This is a genomic window from Streptomyces sp. NPDC006134 (genome assembly GCF_040628835.1).
Lineage (GTDB): Bacteria > Actinomycetota > Actinomycetes > Streptomycetales > Streptomycetaceae > Streptomyces.
The window spans coordinates 39,306-63,458 of sequence record NZ_JBEXTV010000050.1; the positions used below are offsets into that span (position 1 = coordinate 39,306).

The 24,153-nt window shown below is 73.2% G+C and carries 15 protein-coding genes; 6 read left to right on the forward strand and 9 right to left on the reverse strand.

Annotated elements, in window-relative coordinates; genetic code table 11:
* Window positions 1-12 precede the first annotated feature (12 nt).
* Window positions 13-2,469 (forward strand): DNA topoisomerase IV subunit A, encoded by a 2,457-nt coding sequence (locus ABZ340_RS27695; RefSeq protein WP_358784549.1) that lies wholly within the window; start codon window positions 13-15, stop codon window positions 2,467-2,469.
* A 42-nt stretch (window positions 2,470-2,511) separates the two neighbouring features.
* On the opposite strand, the gene ABZ340_RS27700 is transcribed toward ABZ340_RS27695, so the two are convergent.
* On the reverse strand, window positions 2,512-3,699 hold the full coding sequence (locus ABZ340_RS27700; protein ID WP_358784550.1) for a GTP-binding protein: 1,188 nt from the start codon (window positions 3,697-3,699) through the stop codon (window positions 2,512-2,514).
* A 463-nt stretch (window positions 3,700-4,162) separates the two neighbouring features.
* On the reverse strand, window positions 4,163-5,329 hold the full coding sequence (locus ABZ340_RS27705) for a citrate synthase/methylcitrate synthase (protein ID WP_358784551.1): 1,167 nt from the start codon (window positions 5,327-5,329) through the stop codon (window positions 4,163-4,165).
* Between the two features lie 108 nt (window positions 5,330-5,437).
* Between ABZ340_RS27705 and ABZ340_RS27710 the strand changes: the two genes are divergently transcribed.
* From ABZ340_RS27710 to ABZ340_RS27725, 4 genes are all read left to right on the forward strand, one after another.
* Entirely contained in the window at window positions 5,438-6,721 is a 1,284-nt protein-coding gene (locus tag ABZ340_RS27710; RefSeq protein ID WP_358784552.1) for a citrate synthase, read from the forward strand.
* 200 nt (window positions 6,722-6,921) lie between these two features.
* Complete coding sequence (locus tag ABZ340_RS27715; RefSeq protein ID WP_358784553.1) at window positions 6,922-7,863, forward strand: sucrase ferredoxin; 942 nt, start codon at window positions 6,922-6,924, stop codon at window positions 7,861-7,863.
* Window positions 7,864-7,970: 107 nt separating this feature from the next.
* Window positions 7,971-9,647: a sensor histidine kinase gene (locus tag ABZ340_RS27720; RefSeq protein WP_358784554.1), complete on the forward strand. Its 1,677-nt coding sequence runs from the start codon at window positions 7,971-7,973 to the stop codon at window positions 9,645-9,647.
* Complete coding sequence (locus ABZ340_RS27725; RefSeq protein WP_358784555.1) at window positions 9,644-10,324, forward strand: response regulator; 681 nt, start codon at window positions 9,644-9,646, stop codon at window positions 10,322-10,324. The genes ABZ340_RS27720 and ABZ340_RS27725 overlap by 4 nt, the downstream gene beginning before the upstream one ends.
* Window positions 10,325-10,529: 205 nt before the next feature.
* Here the strand turns inward: ABZ340_RS27725 and ABZ340_RS27730 are convergent, their stop codons facing one another.
* Window positions 10,530-12,653: a DNA topoisomerase IV subunit B gene (locus ABZ340_RS27730; protein ID WP_358784556.1), complete on the reverse strand. Its 2,124-nt coding sequence runs from the start codon at window positions 12,651-12,653 to the stop codon at window positions 10,530-10,532.
* Window positions 12,654-13,093: 440 nt separating this feature from the next.
* Here ABZ340_RS27730 and ABZ340_RS27735 point away from each other — a divergent pair, with 440 nt between their 5' ends.
* Window positions 13,094-13,324, forward strand: a complete 231-nt coding sequence (locus ABZ340_RS27735) for a hypothetical protein (protein ID WP_358784557.1) — start codon at window positions 13,094-13,096, stop codon at window positions 13,322-13,324.
* A gap of 134 nt (window positions 13,325-13,458) precedes the next feature.
* On the opposite strand, the gene ABZ340_RS27740 is transcribed toward ABZ340_RS27735, so the two are convergent.
* The 6 genes from ABZ340_RS27740 to ABZ340_RS27765 all read right to left on the reverse strand — a co-directional run bounded on the left by ABZ340_RS27740 (window position 13,459) and on the right by ABZ340_RS27765 (window position 22,898).
* Complete coding sequence (locus tag ABZ340_RS27740; RefSeq protein ID WP_358784558.1) at window positions 13,459-14,316, reverse strand: serine protease; 858 nt, start codon at window positions 14,314-14,316, stop codon at window positions 13,459-13,461.
* A 156-nt stretch (window positions 14,317-14,472) separates the two neighbouring features.
* On the reverse strand, window positions 14,473-15,999 hold the full coding sequence (locus ABZ340_RS27745) for an RNA polymerase sigma factor (RefSeq protein WP_358784559.1): 1,527 nt from the start codon (window positions 15,997-15,999) through the stop codon (window positions 14,473-14,475).
* 423 nt (window positions 16,000-16,422) lie between these two features.
* On the reverse strand, window positions 16,423-17,310 hold the full coding sequence (locus ABZ340_RS27750; protein WP_358784560.1) for an FCD domain-containing protein: 888 nt from the start codon (window positions 17,308-17,310) through the stop codon (window positions 16,423-16,425).
* A 174-nt stretch (window positions 17,311-17,484) separates the two neighbouring features.
* Complete coding sequence (locus ABZ340_RS27755; protein ID WP_358784561.1) at window positions 17,485-19,875, reverse strand: ATP-binding cassette domain-containing protein; 2,391 nt, start codon at window positions 19,873-19,875, stop codon at window positions 17,485-17,487.
* 171 nt (window positions 19,876-20,046) lie between these two features.
* On the reverse strand, window positions 20,047-20,805 hold the full coding sequence (locus ABZ340_RS27760; RefSeq protein WP_358784562.1) for an NUDIX domain-containing protein: 759 nt from the start codon (window positions 20,803-20,805) through the stop codon (window positions 20,047-20,049).
* 131 nt (window positions 20,806-20,936) lie between these two features.
* Complete coding sequence (locus tag ABZ340_RS27765) at window positions 20,937-22,898, reverse strand: glycogen debranching N-terminal domain-containing protein (RefSeq protein ID WP_358784563.1); 1,962 nt, start codon at window positions 22,896-22,898, stop codon at window positions 20,937-20,939.
* Window positions 22,899-24,153 lie beyond the last annotated feature (1,255 nt).

Below are 24,153 nucleotides of genomic sequence, written 5' to 3' on the forward strand. Positions count from 1 at the left end.
GAGCCGGCAGCGATGGCCCGCCGCAGTACGAAGACCCCGCCGCCCGACGACTCGTACGAGGAGAAGATCCTCGACATCGACGTCGTCGACGAGATGCAGGGCTCCTTCCTCGAGTACGCGTACTCGGTGATCTACTCCCGTGCCCTGCCGGACGCGCGCGACGGCCTGAAGCCGGTGCACCGCCGCATCGTCTACCAGATGAACGAGATGGGGCTGCGCCCCGACCGCGGCTACGTGAAGTGCGCCCGCGTCGTCGGCGAGGTCATGGGCAAGCTGCACCCGCACGGCGACGCGTCGATCTACGACGCCCTGGTGCGCATGGCCCAGCCCTTCTCCATGCGCGTGCCGCTCGTCGACGGCCACGGCAACTTCGGCTCGCTGGGCAACGACGACCCGCCGGCCGCCATGCGGTACACCGAGTGCCGGATGGCCGAGGCGACGAGCCTGATGACGGAGTCCATCGACGAGGACACCGTCGACTTCGCCCCCAACTACGACGGCCAGGAGCAGGAGCCGGTGGCCCTGCCCGCCGCCTTCCCGAACCTGCTGGTCAACGGCGCCTCGGGCATCGCCGTCGGCATGGCCACCAACATGCCGCCGCACAACCTGCGCGAGGTGATCGCCGCCGCCCGGCACCTGATCCGGCACCCGAACGCCGATCTCGACGCGCTGATGAAGCACGTCCCGGGCCCCGACCTGCCCACCGGCGGCCGGATCGTCGGCCTGTCCGGCATCCGGGACGCCTACGAGTCGGGCCGCGGCACCTTCAAGATCCGCGCGACGGTCTCCGTGGAGAACGTGACAGCGCGCCGCAAGGGCCTGGTCGTCACCGAGCTGCCGTTCATGGTCGGCCCGGAGAAGGTCATCGCCAAGATCAAGGATCTGGTCGGCTCGAAGAAGCTCCAGGGCATCGCCGACGTCAAGGACCTCACCGACCGCGAGCACGGCCTGCGCCTGGTCATCGAGATCAAGAACGGTTTCGTGCCGGAGGCGGTCCTGGAGCAGCTCTACAAGCTGACGCCGATGGAGGAGTCCTTCGGCATCAACAACGTCGCCCTGGTCGACGGCCAGCCGCTCACGCTGGGCCTGAAGGAGCTGCTGGAGGTCTACCTCGACCACCGCTTCGACGTCGTGCGGCGCCGCAGCGAGTTCCGCCGCGGCAAGCGGCGCGACCGCCTCCACCTGGTCGAGGGCCTGCTCACCGCGCTGGTCGACATCGACGAGGTCATCCGCCTCATCCGCTCCAGCGAGAACTCCGCGCAGGCCAAGCAGCGCCTGATCGAGCGCTTCGCGCTGAGCGAGATCCAGACCCAGTACATCCTCGACACGCCGCTGCGCCGGCTGACCAAGTACGACCGCATCGAGCTGGAGGCCGAGCAGGACCGGCTCAACGCCGAGATCGAGGAGCTGACCCGGATCCTGGAGTCGGACGCGGAGCTGCGCAAGCTGGTCTCCTCCGAACTGGCCGCGGTCGCCAAGAAGTTCGGCACCGACCGCCGTACGGTGCTGCTGGAGTCGGCGGGCGCCCCGGCCGCCGTGCCGCTCCAGGTGGCGGACGACCCGTGCCGGGTGCTGCTGTCCTCGACGGGGCTGCTGGCCCGCACGGTGAACGCCGAGCCGTTCCCCGCGGACGCCGGCGGCAGGCGCGTCAAGCACGACGTGATCGTCTCGGCGGTGCCGGCCACGGCGCGCGGCGAGGTCGGCGTGGTCACGTCGGCGGGCCGCCTGCTGCGCCTGAACGTCGTCGACCTCCCCCAGCTCCCGGAGACGGCGGCGGCGCCGAACCTGTCGGGCGGTGCGCCGCTCGCGGAGTTCGTCTCCCTGGAGGACGACGAGACGGTGGTCTGCCTCACCACGCTCGACGAGTCCTCCCCCGGCCTGGCGCTCGGCACGGAGCAGGGCGTCGTCAAGCGGGTGGTGCCCGACTACCCGGCCAACAAGGAGGAGCTGGAGGTCATCACCCTCAAGGAGGGCGATCGGATCGTCGGCGCGGCCGAGCTGCGCACCGGCGAGGAGGACCTGGTCTTCATCACCGACGACGCCCAGCTGCTGCGCTTCCAGGCCGCCCAGGTGCGTCCGCAGGGCCGGCCGGCGGGTGGTGTGGCGGGCATCAAGCTCGCCGAGGGCGCGAAGGTCATCTCGTTCACGGTGATCGACCCGGCGGCGGACGCGGTCGTCTTCACGGCCGCGGGCTCGCGCGGCACGCTGGACGACTCCGTGCAGACCACGGCCAAGCTGACCCCGTTCGACCAGTTCCCGCGCAAGGGCCGCGCCACCGGTGGTGTGCGCTGCCAGCGGTTCCTGAAGGGTGAGGACTGCCTGTCCCTGGCCTGGGCGGGCACCGCCCCGGCCCGCGCCGCCCAGAAGAACGGCTCGCCCGCCGAACTCCCGGAGATCGACCCGCGCCGCGACGGGTCCGGCGTGTCCCTGCCGAAGACGGTCGCGGTGGTGGCGGGGCCGGTCGTCTAGAGCGCCGGCGCCCGGGGCGTCTGCGCCGGAGCCCGGGGCCGTCTAGAGCGCCGGGCTCTCCAGGCTCGCGACCGGTTCCGGGGCCGCACCCGGAGCCGGATCGTCCGGGTGCGGTCCGTCCGGGTCCAGACCGTACGAGTCCGGACCGTCCGGGTCCAGACCGTACGAGTCCGGACCGTCCGGGTCCGGATCATCCGGGTCCTGGACGTACCGCAGGACGCCCCACATGCCGTGCTCGTCGGCGTGCGGGGCGTCGCTCTTGCACGCCTCCAGTTCCCCGCCGAGAGCGGAGGCGTCGATACCGGAGCCGATGAGCACCAGCTGGGTGCGGCGCGCCTCGCCCGGGGCCCAGGGCTCCGGATAGAAGCGCAGGAAGCGTCCGACGGCGTGGACGGCGTACCGGTTGCGGACGTCGTACGGGCCGAAGTCGACGTACCCCTTGATCCGGTACAGCCCCTCGGGCCGGCTGTCGAGGAAGGCCATCAGCCGGCGCGGGTCGAGCGGGGCGTCGGAGACGAAGGACAGGCTGTCGTAGCCGGTGTGCAGGTGGCCGGCGTGCTCCTCGTCCCCCTCCCCGGAGTGGTCGTGGAGGTCGTCGAACGAGAGCTGCCCGATGCGCTCCTCGCTCGGCTTGCAGTCGAAGAGGAACTCGGGGTCGATCCGGCCGTAGGTGGCCGGGACGACGGCGGCGCGGTCGGTGAGGGAACGGACCAGGCCGAGCACCCGGTCGCCGTCCGCCGCCCGGTCGAGCTTGTTGACCACGACCAGGTCGGCGAGGGCGATATGCCGGTCGATCTCGGGATGCCTCACGCGGGTCTCGTCGAACTCGGCGGCGTCGACGACCTCGACGAGCCCGCCGTAGACGACCCGGGGGTGCTCGCTGGCGAGGACCATGCGCACCAGCTCCTGAGGCTCGGCGAGACCGCTGGCCTCGATGACGATGACGTCGATGCCGGCGGCGGGCGCGGCCAGGCGCTCCAGGTAGAGATCCAGCTCGCCGGCGTCGACGGCGCAGCACAGGCACCCGTTGCCGAGGGAGACGGTGGAGTCGCCGAGCGCCCCCGCCACCGCCATCGCGTCGATCTCGATCGCCCCGAAGTCGTTGACGAGGGCGCCGATGCGGCTGCCTCCGCTGCGGTGGAGGAGATGGTTCAGGAGGGTCGTCTTCCCGGAGCCGAGGAAACCGGCGAGGACGACGACCGGGATCTGCGGACTCGGGCTCTGCCCCACGTGTACGACCTCTCTCACGCCGCCGCGCGCACCGGCACACGGCGCCGGTGCGGGAACGAAACCGGAATGCCGTCCCAGGATACGAGCCGCGGGAATCGCTCCGAGGGGGACGAGCGTCAGCGGCTCTGGCCGGCCAGACACCTGGGCAAGGCGCCGGATCGTACGGCCCGAGGGGGACGTTCCCGGTGCCCGAGACGGTCCGGTGCGCAGGTGCCCCCAGCAGACACCCCGGTGGGCGCCCCAGCGGACACCCCGGTGGGCGCCCCAGCGGACACCCCGGTGGGCGCCCCAGCGGACACCGCGGTGGGCGCTCCAGCGGACGCCCGGGCGGTACGACTGCGGTGATCGCGGCCTTGCGGCGGTCCGCGGGCGCGACGGCACCGGCGAAAAGCCGTCCGCGTGAAAGCCGGAGCGGAGCCCGGCACCGGCGGCGGAGCCCGGCACCGGCGGCCGGGCTCCGTGGTCAGGTCGCCCGGGGGACGGCCACCGGCGCCTTCGGCCCCACGTACCGCGCCACCGGCCTGATGATCTTCTTGTCCTCCGCCTGCTCCAGGACGTTCGCGCTCCAGCCCACCACCCGCGCCGCCGCGAACGTCGGAGTGAACATCTCCCGTGGCAGGCCGCACAGTTCCATCACCACGCCCGCGTAGAACTCGACGTTGGTGTGGAGCTCCCGGCCGGGTTTCAGTTCCGCGAGGATCGCCTCGACGCGCCGCTCGACCTCGACGGCGAACTCGACCCGCGGACCACCGAACCGCCGGGCCACCTCACGCAGCATCCTGGAGCGAGGGTCCTCGGTGCGGTAGACGGCGTGACCGAAGCCCATGATGCGCTCACCCGCGAGGACTCGCTCACGGATCCAGGGGTCGATGCGGTCCGGCGTGCCGATCGCGTCGAGCGTGTCCAGCGCCCTGCTGGGCGCTCCCCCGTGCAGCGGCCCCGACAGCGCCGCCACCGCCCCCGTGAGACACCCGGCCATGTCCGCCCCCGTCGACGCGATCACCCGTGCCGTGAACGTCGACGCGTTGAACCCGTGATCAATGGTTGAGATCAGGTACTGCTCGATGGCACGGGTCCGCTCCTCGTCCGGTTCGGACCCCGTCAGCATGTAGAGATAGTTCGCGGCGTACGACAGATCCTCGCGCGGCTCCACCGGCTCCAGTCCCCGTCTCAGCCGGTGCAGCGCGGTGAGCAGTGTCGGCACCGCCGCTGCCGCCACGAGGCCGTCCCGGCGGCGCCGGCCGGCGCCGATGTCGTACACCGGGCAAAAGCCCTGCGCGGCGCCGAGCAGCGACAGCGCCGTCCGCATTCCGGCGAGCGGGCCGGAGCGCCCGCTCGCCGCCGCGATGGCGGGCAGGGCCGCCCGCACCTGGCCGGGCAGCCGCCGCAGCGCGGCGGCCTGCGCGGCGAAGGAGGCGCTCTGCCGCGCGTTGGGCAGCTCCCCGTGGAACAGCAGGTGCCACACGTCCTCGAAGGAGCGGGTCCGCGCGAGCTCCACGGCCGAGTACTGGCGGTAGTGGTAAAAGCCTTCGTGCCCTCGGACGTCACCGATCTCGGTGTCGGTGACCACGACGCCCGCGAGCCCCCGCGGTACGTCGACGAGCGTGGCTCCGGGCCTGTTGTCCGGCATGTCTTCCTCCCGGCACTCTTCCCTGATTGATTCGACTATCCACACTTGACGCTACACCCGTCAATATTGATTGAATCAATACAAAGACAGGATGGATACGGTGGTCCCATGCGTGATCGAGAATCTGGCCGGCCCGTCGGCGCGGAGCGGCGCCTGAGCACCAAGGAGGCCGCCGCACTCCTCGGCGTGAAGCCCGAGACCGTGTACGCGTACGTCAGCCGCGGCCAGCTCAGCAGCAGGCGCGAGCCCGGCGGGCGGGGCAGCACCTTCGCCGCCGCAGAGGTGGAGGCGCTCGCCCGGCGCAACAGGAGGGAGAGCGGCACCGGGACGGTGCCCGGCACCGAGTCGTCCGTCCACACCCGCATCACGCTCATCGACACGGACCGGTACTACTTCCGGGGCGTCGACGCGGTGGAGCTGGCGGCCCGCCACCCCTACGAGGAGGTCGCCGAGTGGCTGTGGACGGGAAGGCTGCGGCCCGGCGCCGCGTTCCACGCCCCCGACGCCTCCGTCGCGGCCGCCCGCCGGGCCGTCGACGCCCTGCCCGAGCACGCCGGCCCCGTGGACCGGCTGCGGGTGGCGGCGGCGGCCGCGGCGACCGCGGACCCGCTGCGTTTCGACCTCTCCGAGGCCGCCGTGCTCGGCACCGCCCGCGTTCTCGTCCCCACCCTGGTCGCCGCCCTGCCACCGGTGTCCCCCGGTCACCGCGACGAAGGGCCGCTGGCCCGCCGCCTGTGGGGGCGGCTGAGCGGGCGGCCCGCCGACGAGGCGTCGCTGAAGGTCCTGGACCGGGCGCTGTCCCTGCTCGCCGACCACGACCTGGCCGCCTCGACGCTCGCCGTGCGCGTCGCCGCGTCGGCCAGGGCACACGCCTACGCCGCCGTCTCCGCCGGGCTCGGCGTGATCGAGGGTCCGCTGCACGGTGCGGCCGGCGGGCTCGCCCACCGGCTGCTGCTGGAGGTGCTCGACCAGGGCAGCGCCGCGCCGGTGATCGCGGACGAACTGCGCGCCGGCCGCCGTATCCCGGGACTGGGCCACCGGCTCTATGCCGGTGAGGACCCGCGCGCGCGTGCCCTGTTCGCCCTCCTGGAGGAGATCCCCGCGGCGGCGCCCGCCCTCGCCGCGGCCCGCGACATCGTCGCCACCACCGCCCGCCACGCTCCGCTGCACGCCAACGTCGACCTGGCGCTGGCCGTGTTCACGGTCTCCTCCGGGATGCCGGCCGCGGCAGGGGAGACGATCTTCGCCGTCGCCCGTACGGCGGGCTGGATCGCCCACGCCCTGGAGGAGTACGGGGAACGCCCGCTGCGCATGCGCCCGAGCGGGACGTACGTGGGCCCGCGACCGCCACGGCCGCTGCCGGGACCGGGTGAAGAGGCACACGGCGGATGAGGACGGCGGCGGCGTCCGCCGCGGGACGGCACAGACGGAGACGTTTGCGGAGGGTGCGCTTCCCGGGGGCCGTGAGGTATGGACGCACGGTCCCGGGGAACCCCTGTGCCACAGCATCCCGGCGCCCGGGACGGCTCCCGGTGCCACGCCCGGGCGCGGCTGGAAGTCGCCGCCCCTCAAGTCAGGTTAGGCTCACCTCTGTGAGTACGTGCTCAACCGTCTCCCGGGACCTCGAGGAGCCCCTCGCGGGCACCGCGGCCACCGCGAGGACCTGGCTGCTGCTGGAGCAGTCCGGTCCGTGGGGGGCCAAGGCCCTCACGTCCAGCCACCTGGACCCCGCGCTCGGCCGCGCCCTGGAGAAGGCCGCCAAGGGCACGGGAGTGCGGATCGCGCTCATCCGCCGCCCCGGCCGCCACGCGGACTGCGACGCCTCCGCCGAGCGACGGGTGTACGCCGCCCACACCGTTCCGGGCAATGCCTGGGTGCACGGCGCCACGATCACCGACCCGCACCAGCTGCTCGGCCTCGACTTCGCAGCCCTCGGCCGGGGCGACCACCGCACCTTCGGCGCCGCGCTCGACGGCCGCCCCCACACGGGTGGCCCGCTCACGCTGGTCTGCACCAACGGCAAGCGCGACCGCTGCTGCGCCCTCCTCGGCCGGCCACTGGCCGCCGAACTCGCCGCCTCGGGAGTCGAGGGCATCTGGGAGGTCACCCATCTGGGTGGCCACCGCTTCTCGCCCACGCTGCTGGTGCTGCCCTACGGCTACGCGTACGGCCGGGTCGGGGCCCACGCCGTCAAGGAGATCCTGCACGGCGTGCGGGAAGGGCGGATCGTCGTCGACGGCTGCCGCGGGAGCTCGGCGTGGGAGAGGCCCGGCCAGGCGGCCGAGCTGGCCGTGCGCACGGCGACGGGCGAGCACGCGGCGGACGCGCTGAGCGTCGTACGGACCGAGGGCGCGGCACCGCGCTGGGAGGTGACCGTCGCCCACTCCGACGGCAGGCGCTGGCGGGTCGTCGTGGCGCAGGGGACCGCGCTGCCGCCGCGCCCGGAGAGCTGCGGGACGTCGGTGCTGGGCGCGCCGGCCCGCATGGACGTGCGGGCGGTCCGCGAGCTGACGGTGGCGGCGCTCGCGAGCTGACCGCACCGGGCGGCACGCGTCGGCACAGGCCAGGCCCTCGGCGGGGCGGGGAGATCCGCGCCACACCCCTCTACGGCACGCCCCGCACCGCCGCGTACCGTCGGGGTATGAGCCCCACTCCCCCCGCACGCCGCCTGCGCCTCGGACTGCCTCGGCGGGTGTTCTCGCAGGTGCTGCTCATGCAGCTGGCGATCGCGGCGGGTGTCGCGGTGCTCGCCACCGGGCTGTTCCTGGCGCCGCTCGGGGACCAGCTGGACGACCAGGCGATGCGCCGGGCGCTCGCGATCGCGCAGACCACGGCGCAGCAGCCGCAGATCGCGCGGGATCTGCGCGGCACCCGCCCGTCGCCGGGCGGCCCGGTGCAGCGGGAGGCGGAACGGATCCGGAAGGCCACCGGGGCGGAGTACGTCGTCGTCATGGACGCGCGGGGCGTGCGCTGGTCGCACACCGATCCGCGGCGGATCGGCGGCGTCGTCTCCACCGATCCGGGGCAGGCCCTCGCCGGGCGGGAGGTCATGGAGATCGACGACGGCACGCTCGGCCGCTCCGCCCGCGGCAAGGTGCCGCTGCGCGACAGCGGCGGCGAGATCGTGGGGGCCGTCTCCGTCGGCATCGCGTACGACAGCGTCCGGGCCCGGCTGCTCCACGCGATCCCGGGGCTGTTCGCGTACGCCGGCGGCGCCCTGGCCGTCGGCGCGCTGGCCGCCTGGCTCATCTCGCGCCGTGTGCAACGGCAGACCCGGGACCTGGCCTTTTCGGACATCGCGGCGCTGCTCGCGGAACGCGAGGCCATGCTGCACGGCATCCGCGAGGGCGTCGTCGCCCTGGACCGCGCCGGCCGGATCCGCCTCCTCAACGACGAGGCGCAGCGCCTGCTCGGCATCGGCGGCGAAGCCGTCGGCCTCTCCCCCGGCGAGGCACTCGGCGAGGGGCGTACGGCCGACGTGCTGGCCGGCCGGGTGACCGGCACCGACCTGCTCACCGTGCGCGGCCGGCGGGTCCTGGTCGCCAACCGGATGCCCACCGGCGACGGCGGCGCCGTCGCCACCCTGCGCGACCGCACCGAGCTGGAGCAGCTCGGCCGGGAGCTGGACTCCACGCGCGGCCTGATCGACGCCCTGCGGGCCCAGGACCACGAGCACGCCAACCGCATGCACACGCTGCTGGGGCTGCTGGAGCTGGAGATGTACGACGACGCCGTGGAGTTCGTGGGCGAGGTGGTCGGCAACCACCGGGCCACCTCGGAGCAGGTCACCGAGCGGATCCGGGATCCCCTGCTCGCCGCCCTGCTGGTCGGCAAGGCGACCGTGGCGGCGGAGCGCGGCGTGGCCCTGTGGGTCTCGGACCGGACCCGGCTCCCGGACCGCCTGGTCGACGCGCGGGGGCTCGTCACGATCGTCGGCAACCTGGTGGACAACGCGCTCGACGCCGTCGCCGGAACACGGCACGCGCGCGTGGAGGTCGAACTGCGCGCGGAAGGCCGTACCGCGGTCCTCAGGGTGCGCGACACCGGGCCCGGCATCCCGCCGGAACACCGGGAGTCGGTCTTCATGGAGGGGTGGTCCACCAAGGAACCGCCGGCGCACCGGCAGCGCGGCATCGGGCTGTCCCTGGTGCGCCGGCTGGCCGAACGGCAGGGCGGCAGCGCGACGGTCGGCGAGACGCACGGCGGGGGCGCGGAGTTCACCGTCGTCCTGCCGGAGGCGCTGGCGGAGCCGGACCGGGCCCCGGCACCCGCCCTGACCGCCCCCGCGGACACCACCGCCGAGGAGGAGACACGATGATCGAGGTCCTGGTCGTGGACGACGACACGCGGGTCGCGCGGGTCAACGCCGCCTACGTCGGGAAGGTGCCGGGCTTCCACGTCGCCGGCGAGGCGCACAGCGCGGCGGAGGCGTTGCGCTGCCTGGAGACGCTGCCCCGTCTCGACCTGGTCCTCCTGGACCACTACCTGCCCGACCGCACGGGGCTGACGGTTGTCCAGGAGATGCGCCGGCGCGGCCACCAGGCCGACGTGATCATGGTGACGGCCGCGCGGGACGTGTCGACCGTGCAGGCGGCGATGCGGCACGGCGCGCTGCAGTACCTGGTCAAACCGTTCGCCTTCGCGGGGCTGCGCGCCAAGCTGGAGGCGTACGCGGAGCTGCGCCGCACCCTGGACGGCGGCGGCGAGGCGGAACAGGCCGAGGTGGACCGGATCTTCGGCGCGTTGTCGGCGTCGTCCGAGCCGGGATTGCCCAAGGGGCACTCCCCCACCACCGCGGAGCTGGTGCGGCAGTCCCTGATGAAGGCCGACGGCCCCCTCTCGGCCCAGGAGATCGCCGAACGGACCGGCGTCAGCCGTCAGACCGCCCAGCGTTACCTGAAGCTCCTGGAACGCACGGGACGGGCCCGGCTGACCCTCAAGTACGGCGACGCGGGCCGCCCGGAACACCGTTACGTGTGGGCGACCCGGGCCTGAGGACGGGTCCGCCGCATGAGCCGCGCAGGGCGGTGTCCGCCCTCGTCGGCGGCCGCACCCCCGGTCTCCGCGTACTCGGCCACGTTCGGGGCCTTCGCCGAGGTGACCGTGGTGCCCCGCGCGGTCGGCACGGCGGAGAAACGCGACGGGACGTACGGCCGGCCGGGCGTGCCCGGACCGGGACCGGTCCGGGCACGGCGTCGCCTCACGCGTCGATGCGCGACCGGTCCAGCGTCGCCGCCGAGCTGGAGATGAACTCCTTGCGGGGCGCGACGTCGTTGCCCATGAGCAGGTCGAAGACCTGCTCGGCGGCCTCCAGGTCGGTGAGGTTGATCCGGCGCAGGGTGCGGCGACGCGGGTCCATGGTGGTCTCGGCCAGCTGGTCGGCGTCCATCTCGCCGAGGCCCTTGTACCGCTGGATGGAGTCCTTGTAGCGGATGCCCTTGCTCTGGAACTCCATGAGCTTGTCGCGCAGCTCGCGGTCCGAGTACGTGTAGACGTACTTGTCCTGCCCCTTCTTCGGCTGGACCAGCTCGATGCGGTGCAGCGGCGGCACCGCGGCGAAGACCCGGCCCGCCTCGACCATGGGCCGCATGTAGCGGTGGAACAGGGTCAGGAGCAGGGTGCGGATGTGGGAGCCGTCCACGTCGGCGTCGGTCATCATAATGATCTTGCCGTAGCGGGCCGCGTCGATGTCGAAGGTCCGGCCGGAACCGGCTCCTATGACCTGGATGATCGCGCCGCACTCGGCGTTCTTCAGCATGTCCGACACGGACGACTTCTGGACGTTGAGGATCTTGCCGCGGATCGGCAGCAGCGCCTGGAACTCGGAGTTCCGGGCCAGCTTCGCCGTGCCCAGCGCGGAGTCCCCCTCGACGATGAACAGCTCGCTGCGCTCGACGTCGTCGCTGCGGCAGTCGGCGAGCTTCGCCGGCAGCGAGGAGGACTCCAGGGCCGTCTTGCGGCGCTGCGCGTCCTTGTGCTGGCGGGCGGCGATACGGGTACGGGCCGCGGCGACGGCCTTCTCCATGACGACACGGGCCTGCTGGGCGGCGTCCCGCTTGGTGGACGTCAGGAACGCCTTGAGTTCCTTGGAGACGACGTTGTTCACGATGCGGCGGGCCGCCGAGGTGCCGAGGACCTCCTTGGTCTGCCCCTCGAACTGGGGCTCGGCGAGACGGACCGTGACGACCGCCGTGAGGCCCTCCAGGGCGTCGTCCTTGACGATGTCGTCCTCGGCGACGCGCAGGAGCTTCTTGGCGCGCAGCACCTCGTTCATCGTCTTCGCGACCGCCTGTTCGAAGCCGGCCACGTGGGTGCCGCCCTTGGGGGTGGCGATGATGTTGACGAACGACTTGACCGTGGTGTCGTAGCCGGTCCCCCAGCGCAGCGCGACGTCGACGCCGAGCTCACGCGTGACCTCGGTGGGCGTCATCTGGCCGTGGTCGTCCAGGACGGGAACCGTCTCCTTGAACGTGCCCTGCCCGGAGAAGCGGAGGACATCGCAGACGGGCCTGTCGCTCGCCAGGAACTCGCAGAATTCGCTGATGCCGCCGTCGAAGCGGAAGGACTCCTCACCCTTGCTGCCGCCCTCGCCGAGGCCGAACTCGTCGCGGACGACGATCGTCAGGCCGGGCACCAGGAACGCGGTCTGGCGGGCGCGCTGGTGCAGGTTCTCCAGGGAGAGCTTGGCGTCCTTGAGGAAGATCTGGCGGTCGGCCCAGTAGCGCACGCGCGTGCCGGTGCGGCTCTTGGGGATCTTCTTGGTCTTGCGCAGGCCGCTCCCGGCCTCGAACTTCGCCTCCGGGCCGTTGCCGGAGAAGGCGCCGGGGACGCCGCGCCGGAAGCTGATGGCGTGGGTGTGCCCGCCACGGTCGACCTCGACGTCCAGCCGGGCGGACAGGGCGTTCACCACGGAGGCGCCGACGCCGTGCAGGCCGCCGGAGGCGGCGTACGAGCCGCCGCCGAACTTTCCGCCGGCGTGCAGCTTGGTCATGACGACCTCGACGCCGGACAGGCCGGTCTTGGGCTCGACGTCGACCGGGATGCCGCGGCCGTTGTCGCGGACCTCCACCGACGCGTCGTCGTGGAGGATCACCTCGATGTGGTCGCAGTACCCGCCCAGGGCCTCGTCGACGGAGTTGTCGATGATCTCCCACAGGCAGTGCATCAGACCACGGCTGTCGGTCGAGCCGATGTACATGCCGGGGCGCTTGCGTACGGCCTCGAGCCCCTCGAGGACGAGCAGGTGCCGCGCGGTGTAGTTGGAACCGTCCCGGTCTGCTCCTGCCAGCAGCGCTGTGGACGGCACGGACGTCTCGGCGGTCACGCGGTTCGCTCCTCGCTGAATTTCAGATGGGGCCCTTCTGGGTAAGGGCACGGCGTCAGTCACCGGTGAGAGGGTACCGATGCCTGGTAGAGCCGTTGTAACGCCACCCTCACCAGGAACTCAGACTAGTCCAGGATCGCATACACGTTCGATCCCTCGACGGAGTGAAGCACACATCACGTTCCCATCGAGGCATGAACCATTTAGGCTCCGGGCACGTCCTCATGAACAACCGGCAACCCAGCCGGCAGGACCGACCCTGACCGACCGCGCGAACCCGTACGACACGACTGACACGCAATACGGCACATTCGCCGCCAACCGGCAGCAGCCAGCCTCCCCGGAAGATTTTTTCGAGGAAAAGCCACGAGCGGGAACGTTTGGGGCTGGTTGGATGTTGACCCTGGTACGACAGCTCGTCGAGCTAGAGAAGAGGCGACGTGACTACTGTTCTGACTTCCGCAAGCCCGCTGACGGCCGCTGACCGATGCGACCGCTGCGGCGCCCAGGCATACCTGCGCGTCGTCCTGCTGAGCGGCGGAGAACTGCTCTTCTGCGCCCACCACGGGCGCAAGTTCGAGCCGGAACTCAAGAAGATCGCCGCTGAGATACAGGACGAGACCGAGCGCCTGACCTCCGTTCCGGCAAACGCCTCCGACGAGGAGCGCTGACACCTCGCGCCAGACGACCACCTCGCGTTAGACGACGAGCCAGCCCGGCACAGGCCGGGGAACGGGCGGCTGCCCCTGTGGACCACAGGGGCAGCCGCCCGTGCTCGTGTCCCGGCCGGTGTCGCCGAGGCCCGTCAGGCGCCCTCGCGCCGTCCCGCCGCGGCGGCCTCCCAGCCCAGCGCGCGCAGGACGGCCGAGACCCGCGTGTACACCCCGGGGCTGCCCGAGCGTCCGCACCCGCTCCCCCACGAGACGAGCCCGATCAGCTTCCCGCGGGCAACCAGCGGACCGCCGCTGTCCCCCTGGCACGCGTCGCGGCCACCGGACATCTCCCCCGCGCACAGCATGCTGCCGCTGTGGTACTTCCCCTCGGCACTGCCCGGATACGCTTTCTCGCACACCGTGTCCGGCAGCACGCGCACGCGTGCCGCCCGCAGGCTGCCGGCATAGTTCCCGGCGCCCGAGGTGTCCCCCCACCCGTAGACGAGGGCGTCCGTGTCCGGCGCGTACGCGGCGTCGCCGGCGGGAGCCATCGCCAGGGACGACCCGGCGGGGAGACGTTCGGCGAGGGTCAGCACGGCGTAGTCCCCGGCGTTGCCGGCGTCGTCGTAGGCCGGGTTCACCCAGACGTCGCGGACGGCGATCTCGCGTCCCTGGTCCGTGTGCAGGTCCGTGCGGCCCGTCACGATCTTCAGGTCGCGCACCCGCTCGACCGGCACCCCCAGGACTTTCCCGCCCAGGCAGTGGGCCGCGGTGAGCACGGTGGTCCGGCCCACGGCCACTCCCCCGCAGAACTGGCCCGCGCGGGTGCCCCCGAACCGCTCACGGCTGGACAGCGCCACGACCCACGGGCTGGCGGAGGCGTCGACCGGGAAGCCTCCGACGACGACGCTGCCGGCGGTCGCGGGGGCGGTGGATCCCAGCGGTACGGCGGTCGCTGTGGCGGCCAGGACCAGTGACCGGGCCAGCGCCCGGACAACGCGGCGACGCATGCAGTCTCCTCACTCTGGGATGGTCATGGAACACCCAGAGTGATCGACTTCGCCGCGTCCCGCACCGCGCCACGCGGCGCCACCGCCTCGCGGCAGCACGAAGGCCCGGTTCCCCCCGCGGGGAACCGGGCCCGGCCGGCCGTAGGGCCGGGTGACCTAGTCGAGGTAGTCGCGCAGCACCTGGGAGCGCGACGGGTGGCGCAGCTTCGACATCGTCTTGGACTCGATCTGGCGGATGCGCTCACGCGTCACGCCGTACACCTTGCCGATCTCGTCGAGGGTCTTCGGCTGACCGTCGGTGAGACCGAAGCGCATGGAGACGACGCCCGCCTCGCGCTCGGACAGGGTGTCGAGCACGGAGTGCAGCTGCTCCTGCAGGAGCGTGAAGCTGACCGCGTCGGCCGGGACGACGGCCTCGGAGTCCTCGATGAGGTCACCGAACTCGCTGTCGCCGTCCTCGCCCAGCGGGGTGTGCAGCGAGATCGGCTCACGGCCGTACTTCTGGACCTCGATGACCTTCTCCGGGGTCATGTCGAGCTCCTTGGCCAGCTCCTCCGGGGTGGGCTCGCGGCCCAGGTCCTGGAGCATCTGGCGCTGCACGCGCGCGAGCTTGTTGATGACCTCGACCATGTGCACCGGGATACGGATGGTGCGGGCCTGGTCGGCCATCGCGCGGGTGATCGCCTGACGGATCCACCAGGTGGCATACGTGGAGAACTTGTAGCCCTTGGTGTAGTCGAACTTCTCGACCGCGCGGATCAGACCGAGGTTGCCCTCCTGGATGAGGTCCAGGAAGAGCATGCCGCGGCCCGTGTAGCGCTTGGCCAGGGAGACCACCAGACGGAGGTTGGCCTCCAGGAGGTGGTTCTTGGCGCGGCGGCCGTCCTCGGCGATGATCTCCAGCTCGCGCTTGAGCTTCGGCGCCAGCTTGTCGGAGTTGGCCAGCTTGTCCTCGGCGAACAGACCCGCCTCGATGCGCTTGGCGAGCTCGACCTCCTGCTCGGCGTTGAGCAGGGGGACCTTGCCGATCTGCTTGAGGTAGTCCTTGACCGGGTCGGCGGTGGCACCGGCCGCGGCGACCTGCTGGGCCGGCGCGTCGTCCTCGTCCTCGTCGGACAGCACGAAGCCCGCGTTCTCGGCACCCTCGGGCTCGTCGGCGACCTTGGTGTCCTCGAGCACCTCGTCGTCGAGCAGCTCGACGTCGTCCTTCTTGGCGGTGGTCTTCTTCGCCGCCGTCTTCTTGGCGGTGGTCTTCTTCGCCGCCGTCTTCTTGGCGGTCGTCTTCTTGGCGGCAGCCTTCTTCGGCGCCTCCTCCCCGGTGGCGGGGTCACCGGCGGGCGCCGCCGGGGAGGCGGTCGCGGTGGCCTTCCGGGTGGTCACCGCCTTGGCCGCGACCGTCTTGGTGGCGGTGCGCTTGGCGGGACTCTTCGCTGCGACGCTCTTGCGGGTGCGCTTGGGCTCTGCGGCACTGACCATCAGCGTCACACCCTCTTCCTCGAGGATCTGATTGAGGCTGCGCAGTACGTTCTTCCACTGAGTGGCCGGAATCTGGTCAGCTTCGAAGGCCCGACGCACGTCATCGCCGGCGATCTGCCCCTCAGCCTTTCCCCGCTCAATGAGCGCCATGACAGAGACGGACTCGGCGATCTCCGGCGGGAGCGTACGGGATGTGCTGGCCGACACGAACAACCTCTCGGAACGTTGGAAAACGGCTTCCGGCCCCGTCCGGGCGGACAGGAGCCGACCGCCGGCTTGGGGATGGGCCGACGGCGCGGGCGGGGGCCGGGAGATGCACAGCGCCGTGAACGGCGTCCGTATTCCTCCGCGGCTGTCACCTCTTAGGTCATCGCGCTGCTTCCACGAGTGTTACGCCCAATCCGCGTGGCCCGAGTCACACCCCGTAAGCGTTCAAAAGCTGCCAGATATGAACGAAAGAGGTCATCCGTGGCGCTGTTCCGCCGCCGGAGAGGACGTCGCCGTCTCGCCAGGCCACCGGGCCCCGCAGAATCACGGGGATCCTGCGGGGCCCGCGGGCGACGGCGCACCGGCCGGGCATGGCCAGAGGAGGGGCTGGCGGTCCCGGCCGCGCCGCTGCGCGGAACGCGGTCAGTGCTCGCGCGGGGCGGGCACCACGCGTTCCACTTCGGGGTGGACCGTGAGCAGTTGGCGCATGGCGGCCTCGGCCGCCGCGCCGTCACCGGCGGCGAGGGCGTCGACGATCCTGCCGTGCTGCGCCAGCGACGCCTCGTTCGGCCGGTCACAGCCCGTGACCGGGCCGCCGGAGACCTGGAGGGCGGCGGAGACGATCCCGGACAGGTGCTCCAGCATGCGGTTGCCCGCGATCTGGATGAGGAGGGTGTGGAACTCGGAGTCGGCGCGCGAGAAGGTGAGCGCGTCGCCCTGCCCCATGGCGTGGCCCATGATCTCGACCATGTCGGCCAGACGCTGCTGGACGTCCTCCCGCCCGTGCCCGGCGGCGAGGCGGGCGGCGAGCGGCTCGATCGTCCAGCGCAGCTCGCTGAGCTCACGGCGCTGGTCGTCGCGCTGCGGTCCGAACGCCCGCCACTCGATGATGTCGGGGTCGAGCAGATTCCAGTCGCTCACGGGACGCACGCGCGTACCGACGTTCGGACGGGCGCTGACCAGACCCTTGGCCTCCAGGACGCGCAGCGACTCGCGGACGACGGTGCGGGACACCTCGAAACGCTGCCCGATCTCCTCGGGCACCAGCGGACGGTCGGCACCCAGGTCACCGGAGACGATCATCTGACCCAGCTGCTGGACGAGTTGCCCGTGCAGTCCGCGTCCGCGGCTGCCCGCGGCGCGCCGGCTCACGCGGCCGAGCTCGGGATCCGCCCCCTCCCAGGCGGGGGGCCCGACGCGGTCGACGGCGGGCGTCTCGGCGTAGGGGTAGCGATCGAGTTCGCCCGGGCTCGTGAGGCCGGAGTCTGCGGAGCGGGCGGCGGTCATCATGGTCTGCGCAAGGGTACTCACGCATCCTTTGTCGGCGGTGCCCCCAACTCCCTTGAGGTCTTTGGTGAAAAGCACACGAAAGGGTGATCGCTCACCCCGTCGCAATTGACGCCTTATCGGAAAGAAATGGACTTTCCATGGGGAGTTGTGCACAGGGCCGGTACTGAACCGGGGCGGAACCGGGTCGGGCAGCCGTCACCGGACCTTTCCGCGCAGGGCCGTGAGCAGATAAGCGCAGAGCAGGGCAGTCAGCGACAACGTCAGCGCGCCACCGACGGGTTGGGCGAGTACGCGCAGCGTGGCGACCAGATAGCGCTCTCCCCCGAAGGGCCACTGGGTCAGGAAGACCTCGCGCAGCCGCATCGGAAGACCGGCCGCGGTCCGCACGGACGCTCCCTCCCAGACCTTTTGTACGAGTGGCAGGACGAGGACGGGGACGGCGACGACCGCGGCCAGTCCGGCCGTGGTGGACCGGAAGAGTCCGGCGGCCAGCACACCAGCCCAGGCGCACCCGACCACCAGGCCGGCCCACCCCGCGCTCAGGGACAGCCAGTCCGCGGGAACACGGGCGAGCTCCTGTCCGTAGAACAGGTAGAGCACTTCGGCGTCGCAGCCCACGGTGAGAACGGCCAGCAGCAGCGCGGTGACGGCGGAGACGAGGAGTTTGGCGGTGAGCAGCCCCAGCCGGCGGGGGACGGTGCCGCGGTCCGCCGCCAGGGCGGGGTGGCGGAACTCGTCTCCGAAGGAGAGCGCGCCGAGCAGCCCCGCGCCGAGCGCGGCGGGCGGCAGCGGCAGCTCCCGCGGCCATGCGGCGAGCAGGCGCGGCTGCGGGGTGTGCCCGACGCGAGCCAGCAGGACAGCGGTCACGGCGGACACCACGAGCACGACGGCGGCGGTGAGGAACCCGGTACCGACGCCTGTGGCACGGCGGATCTCGTAGCGGAGGGGGCGCAGGGGGCTGGGGGCGGAGCGGACGGAGATGGGGGGCGGGAGCGGGGAGACCGGGGGGAGGGGGGAGGGGCGGGCGGGGGCGGATTCGGAAAAGGCAGCCCCGGTGCGGACGGAAGCCGTGCGGGGGGTGGCTTCCGCGGGGGTGGGATTCGTGCGGGGGGCGGCAGGTTCCGCGGGTTCGGGGGCCGGGCGCGGGCCGGCAGGTTCCGCGGATTCGGGGGCCGGGCGCGGGCCGACAGGTTCCACGGATTCGGGTACCGGGCGCGGGCCGACAGGTTCCACGGATTCGGGTACCGGGCGCGGGCCGACGGGTTCCACGGGCTCGGGTACCGGGCGCGGGCCGACAGGTTCCGCGGGCTCGGGTACCGGGCGCGGGCCGACAGGTTCCGCGGGCTCGGGTGCCGGGCGCGGGCCGGGGCTCGAAGTCCCCGGGGCCGTGCGCGGAGTGGCTTCTGCCGGATCCGGGCCCGGGTGCCGTCCGGCTCCCCTGCGGGTGCCCGGGGCCTGTTCCGGCGGGCCGGACGGCGCATCGACGGCATCGGCCGGTGGTTGCCCGTTCGCGCCGTGATCGGCACCGGCCCGGCGGGCCTGCGGACCGGTGCACCGCTCCGGGGGGAGGCACTGCCCTCGGCCGACGCTGTGATCCTGGTCGACGCCGTGATCCTGGGCGGAGGGGCGGTCGTGAGCGGAGGGGCGGTCGTGAGCGGAGGGGCGGTCGTGAGCCGCAGACCCGTGATTCGGGGGCGCCGCTCCCGCGCCGGGCCCCATGTCACCGATCTCGTCGGCCAGTTGATGCACGAGGATGCCGTGCCGGAAGGCGGTCTCGCCGATGTCGGCGCACGTGCTGCCGTACACGGACAGGCGATTCCCCCCCTCGCGCACCACCTCGACGGAACGTCGTGCCGCGCGGGCCTCCTTGGCGAGCAGCGCGGCGAGGCGAGCGGCGTGCGGGCTGCGGACGGCGACGCGGGGGCGCAGCCGCGTGCGGGCGAAGTCCGCGGCTTCCTGGTCGGCGACGAGCCTGCCCCGGTCCAGCGTGACGACGCGGTCGGCGGTGCGCGCGGCCTCCTTGGGGTCGGCCGTCGCGAACAGGACGGTGCCGCCCTGGACGGCGTAGGTGCGCAGAGCGCCGTGGAGCCAGCGGGCCTCACGGGGGGAGAGGCCGTCGGCCGGAGCGTCGAGGACGAGGGTGTGGGGGTCGGCGAGCAGGGCGCAGGCCAGGCCGAGCCGGCGGTCCATGCCGCGGGAGAGCGTGCCGAGGCGCTCGTCGCGCAGGCTCACGAGGCCCACCGCCTCCAGGACTTCGTCGGCGCGCCGCGCCGGGACGCCGGCGGCCGCGCACAGCATGCGGAGATGGCCGCGGACCGTCCTGGCCGGGTGCCCCGGCACATCGCCCAGCAGCACGCCCACTTCGCGCGAGGGGTGGGCGATACGGTGCAGGGGACGGCCCCTGAAGTACGTGGCGCCTCGGCCCTGTTGGAGTTCGAGCATCAGCCGGATCACCGTCGTCTTGCCGGCGCCCGGTGCTCCGAGCAGCGCGGTGACGCGACCTGCGGGTGCCTCGAACGAGACGTCGTCGACGGCGGGCGGCAGCTCTTTGCGAGGGTTGCTGGTCAGTCCGAAGGCCTGGATCACTCGCAGCAAGATAGCGCGTTATGTCCGATTTTCCGGGCACCTTGACACCCGTCCGCCGCACGGCGATCGGCCTGGTCGCATCCCTGTTCACCGCTCGCTCCCCCGGCGCGCTCCGCCGCTGCCCCCGGGTCCGGTCCATGGGACGGACCGTGCCGGGCAGGGCGCTTGGCGTCACGCTTCGGGACGCAGCATCGGGGGGTTGAGGAGAGTGGCGCCACCGGCGCGGAAGAGCTGGGCCGGCCGGCCGCCCTGGCGTGTGGTCGTACCGCCGGTGGGGACGAGGAAGCCCGGTGTCCCGGTGACCTTGCGGTGGAAGTTGCGTGGGTCGAGCGCCACGCCCCACACCGCCTCGTAGACGCGGCGCAGCTCGCCGACGGTGAACTCGGGCGGGCAGAACGCCGTGGCGAGCGAGGAGTACTCGATCTTGGAGCGGGCCCGTTCCACCCCGTCGGCCAGGATCTGGGCGTGGTCGAAGGCGAGCGGCGCCGCCGGTTCCCCGTCCCGGCCGTATCCGCCCTGCTCCAGCAGCTCCTCGACCGGCGCCCAGCGCGCGTCACCTGCATCACCGCCCGGCCGCGGGGCGGGAAGGTCGGGGGCGAGGGCGAGGTGGGCGACGCTGACCACGCGCATCCGCGGATCGCGCCGGGGGTCTCCGTACGAAGCGAGTTGTTCCAGGTGGGCGCCGTTGTCCTGGAGGGGCGCCGAGGGGTCGTGGACGCGCAGTCCGGTCTCCTCGGCCAGTTCGCGCGCCGCCGCCTGTGCCAGGTCCTCGTCGGCCCGGACGAACCCCCCGGGCAGAGCCCAGCGTCCCTGGAACGGCGGCTCGCCCCTGCGCACCGCCAACGCGCACAGGGAATGACGTCGCACGGTCAGCACGACCAGGTCCACGGTGACTGCGAAGGGCGGAAACGCCGACGGGTCGTAGGGCATGCGGCGATCATAGTCGTCTCCCTGACGATAAACACTCCCTTCCCAGGTGCCCCGGCGGTTGAGCCGCTTCCGCCCGCCGTACCGCCCGTCCCTCCGTTCCCCGGTCTCGTGCGGTGCCGTGTCGTGCGAGGTCACGACCTCAGCAGCAGTCCGTCGGCCGCCTCCTCGACCATGGCCAGGCCGAGCCGGCTGACCCGTGCGGAGAAGGGGCCGCCCGCGACCCGCAGTCCCGTGAGGCTGATCTCGCCCAGGGGCGCGCTGCGCACGGGGTGCAGGGTGACCGTCCCGGCCGGGGCGTCGGGGCGGATCCCCACGAGCGTGGTCAGCAGCAGGACGGCGGCGGCCGCGGACGTGGCGGCGGGCCGGCAGGCCGCCGGGTGGGGCAGCGGTGCGCTGCCGTCCGTGCGCTGCTCGCCCGCGTACATCTCCGGCAGCCGGTGCCCGAAAGCGTCGGCGGCGGCCAGCACGCCTCTCAGCAGCGAGCTGGCCTCCCTCTCGTGGCCGGCGGCGGCCAGGCCCGCGACGGCGACCGCCGTCTCCTGGACCCGCACCGCCCCGGCGCGGTGGCCGAACGGGTTGTATCCCGGTTCCTTCGCCCCGAGTCCGCGCAGCCCCCACCCCGAGTCCATGGCCGGGCTGCCCAGGAGCCGGGCGAGGTGGCCGGTCTGCGCCTTGTCGAGCAGGCCCGGTGCCTGCACGCCGCCACCGAGCAGTCCGGTGTCCAGCAGGTGGACGGCTGCCGCGCCCAGGTGCGGCACGAGACGCCCGTCCGGGGTCCGGGCCGCCGCCGGTCTGCCCCCTCCCGGATCGTCGGCCCAGAAGTCCTGCCGGAAGGCCGCCCGCAGTTCCTGGGCCCACTGCCGCAGTCCGGCGGCACCGGGCCTGCCGCAGGAGTCGAGCAGGTCGGCGCCGAGCAGGGCGGCGCGGTGGGCGTGGGCCTGCGTCTCACAGCGGACAAGGCCGCCGGAATGCGGATCCGGTACGTAGGTGCCGTCGCCCACCGTGGTCCGCAGCCAGGTCAGGCAGTGCTCGGCCGCCGGCAGCAACTCCTCCGTCTCCTGCTCGGAAAGCCCCCAGCGCCGGGCTTCCGCGAGGAGGACCGGGAAGAGCAAGGTGGCCTCGGTACCGGTGCAGCCCGGCGGCAGGTGCGGGCCGGCGTCCCGCCGCGGCCCGGGGATCATGCCGGAGCTCGGTCCCGGAGCGGAGAGCCGGCTGCGGGCGAGGATCCGCAGGGTGCCCGCGGCGAGGCGGGTGCCGAGGGGAAGCGCCATCCGGGCCGCGGCGAGCGCCTCCGCGGGGGCCAGGCCGCAGCGCCAGGGAGCTCCGGCCGCGAGGTGGAGGTCGGCCGGGTGCGCGGGGTCGCGCAGCAGCAGGGCCTGGAGGTCGTCGAGACTCGTCCGCAGGAACGCGGGGACGCGGGCGTCGTCGCCCGCCGCGGCTGCGGGTGCCGGCGAACCGGTCGCCGTACGGCCCACTGCCCGGACGGGGCCCGCGCCGTCGGGCCGCACGCGCAGTTCCAGGCTCGTGCTGCCGCCAGGGGGCAGTTCGAGCTCCCACCGCAGCACTCCCGCGGAGGCCAGGGCGTCGGCCGGTGGCGGATCGGCGGTGATCACCGAGCTGCCGACGCGGCCGGCCCACCGCAGACCGGCGGCATGGACGCTGGCGGGCAGCTCGGGTCCCGCACGGCCCGAGGCGATCGCCCCGAGGTCGGCCAGATCCGTGCCGAGGGCCACCTCGACCGGCAGGCGCAGTGGGCGGGAGGCCCGGCTGTGCAGGGTGATCCGTTCGGTGCCGTCCGCGTGCCGGACGCGTTCGACCACGACGTCCGGGTCGGGACCGGGCGGGGACGACGCGCGGAGCGTCCCCACGAAGCGGGCCCGGTCCGCACCGGCCATCCGGGCCTGTACTTCGAGGGGCTCGCGTCCGGCCACCCGGAGGCGGCACCGTGAAAGCAGGCGTCGGCCCCCTCGGTAGTACCCCTCCAGGCCCCGCCCGGTCAGCTGCCCCTGCCCCAGGGAGACGGCGAGGCCCGGCAGAGCGACACAGATGAGGGTGGTGTGGGTGGACGGCAGGTCGACAGGCAACCCGGTCACCGGGAGCGGCACCCCGCCCGGCGTCCGGGCGAGGGCCGGGGCGCTCGCGGGCCCGGCGGGCGGGCGCGGGCTCCGGTTCCGGCCCTCGCCGGTGAATGCCCCAGGCACCGGAGAGGGGAGCTGTCCCGCCGCCGCGGCCACGCGGCTCTCGCTCCGGTACTCCTCCTCACCGCCGCCCCGGTGCTCCCCCGTGCGGCCACCGCCCCGGTATTGCTCTGCCGCGTGACCCGCCCTCCGCTGCTGTTCCGCCCCCAGGCCCCCGCTCACGCGCTGGTCCGCCGCCCGCGGCCGGCCGGCGCCGGGCCCGGACGCCGGTACGGTCCTGGCCATGGCGGGGCCGGAGGCGGCGGAAGGCGACGCGGCCCTGGCCACGACAGGACCGGCGTCGGGTGCGGAAGGCGGAGTCGGCTGATGCATGGAAGGGCTTCCTCTGCGCTTTTGTACGCCTCGGGTACGGCGCCGAACGGAGGTGTCGAGGTCGACGGGACAGGAGCGGCGCGGCGTCACGGCCCGTCCGGGCCTTCCGCCTCTCAGGTGAACGGAACGGGCGTCCTCCGGGTCACGCCCCGGGCGGGGCCGCCACGGCGGGCGGTGCCCCCTGGTGGCCGGTGGCACCGGGTCCGAACGGCCTGTCGTCCCCGGCCCCGGTGCTCCCCTCCGGGAGGAGGGCGCCGGCCACCCTTGAGACGCCCCTCACACCTCTCCCTCGGTGCCGCCGTCACCCGCGCCCGTGTCCCCCGGGCACCCGTCACGGCGCGGCCGCCCCGCCCCCAGGGGGCCTCCCGTCTCAGGGGTGCGCGCACGCGTACGCCTGGTCCGGGTGTCGCCGGGGCGCTTGCCGCGCTCCGGGGTGCGGGGACGCGCGGCGTCGGACCGCGCATCGCGTCCCCGCGCCCTCCCCCGTCGTACGGTGCCACCGGCCGCGCCGCCGGAACGTGTACGGCTCCGGCGCCCCGGCATCGCCTCCGGCGCGGGCACAGGCTCGGCCGCGAGCACGGGGACGGGCGCAGGCACGGGCTGGGGCTCAGACACAGACTCGGGCGCGGAGTCGGCCTCGAGTCCGGCGGACTGACGGACCGTCGGCTCCACCGGCTCCACCGGCTCCTCCGGCTCCGTCGGCTTCACAGCGTCCGCCGGGGACCGCGTGTCACCGGTCGCGGCGCCGGGTGCTCTCCCGGTACTCCACGCCCTCCAGCGCCTCGTCCTAGGCGCCGAGGGTGTCCGCGACCGCCGGGGACTCGTCGTCGGTGTCGGG

Bases quoted from the DNA above. Each gene is read 5' to 3' on its own strand.
- ABZ340_RS27695 (WP_358784549.1), top strand. From the start codon at position 13: ATGGCCCGCCGCAGTACGAAGACCCCGCCGCCCGACGACTCGTACGAG.
- ABZ340_RS27705 (WP_358784551.1), bottom strand. From the start codon at position 5,329: ATGCCGGACAACAGGCCCGGAGCCACGCTCGTCGACGTACCGCGGGGG.
- ABZ340_RS27710 (WP_358784552.1), top strand. From the start codon at position 5,438: ATGCGTGATCGAGAATCTGGCCGGCCCGTCGGCGCGGAGCGGCGCCTG.
- ABZ340_RS27720 (WP_358784554.1), top strand. From the start codon at position 7,971: ATGAGCCCCACTCCCCCCGCACGCCGCCTGCGCCTCGGACTGCCTCGG.
- ABZ340_RS27725 (WP_358784555.1), top strand. From the start codon at position 9,644: ATGATCGAGGTCCTGGTCGTGGACGACGACACGCGGGTCGCGCGGGTC.
- ABZ340_RS27740 (WP_358784558.1), bottom strand. From the start codon at position 14,316: ATGCGTCGCCGCGTTGTCCGGGCGCTGGCCCGGTCACTGGTCCTGGCC.
- ABZ340_RS27760 (WP_358784562.1), bottom strand. From the start codon at position 20,805: ATGCCCTACGACCCGTCGGCGTTTCCGCCCTTCGCAGTCACCGTGGAC.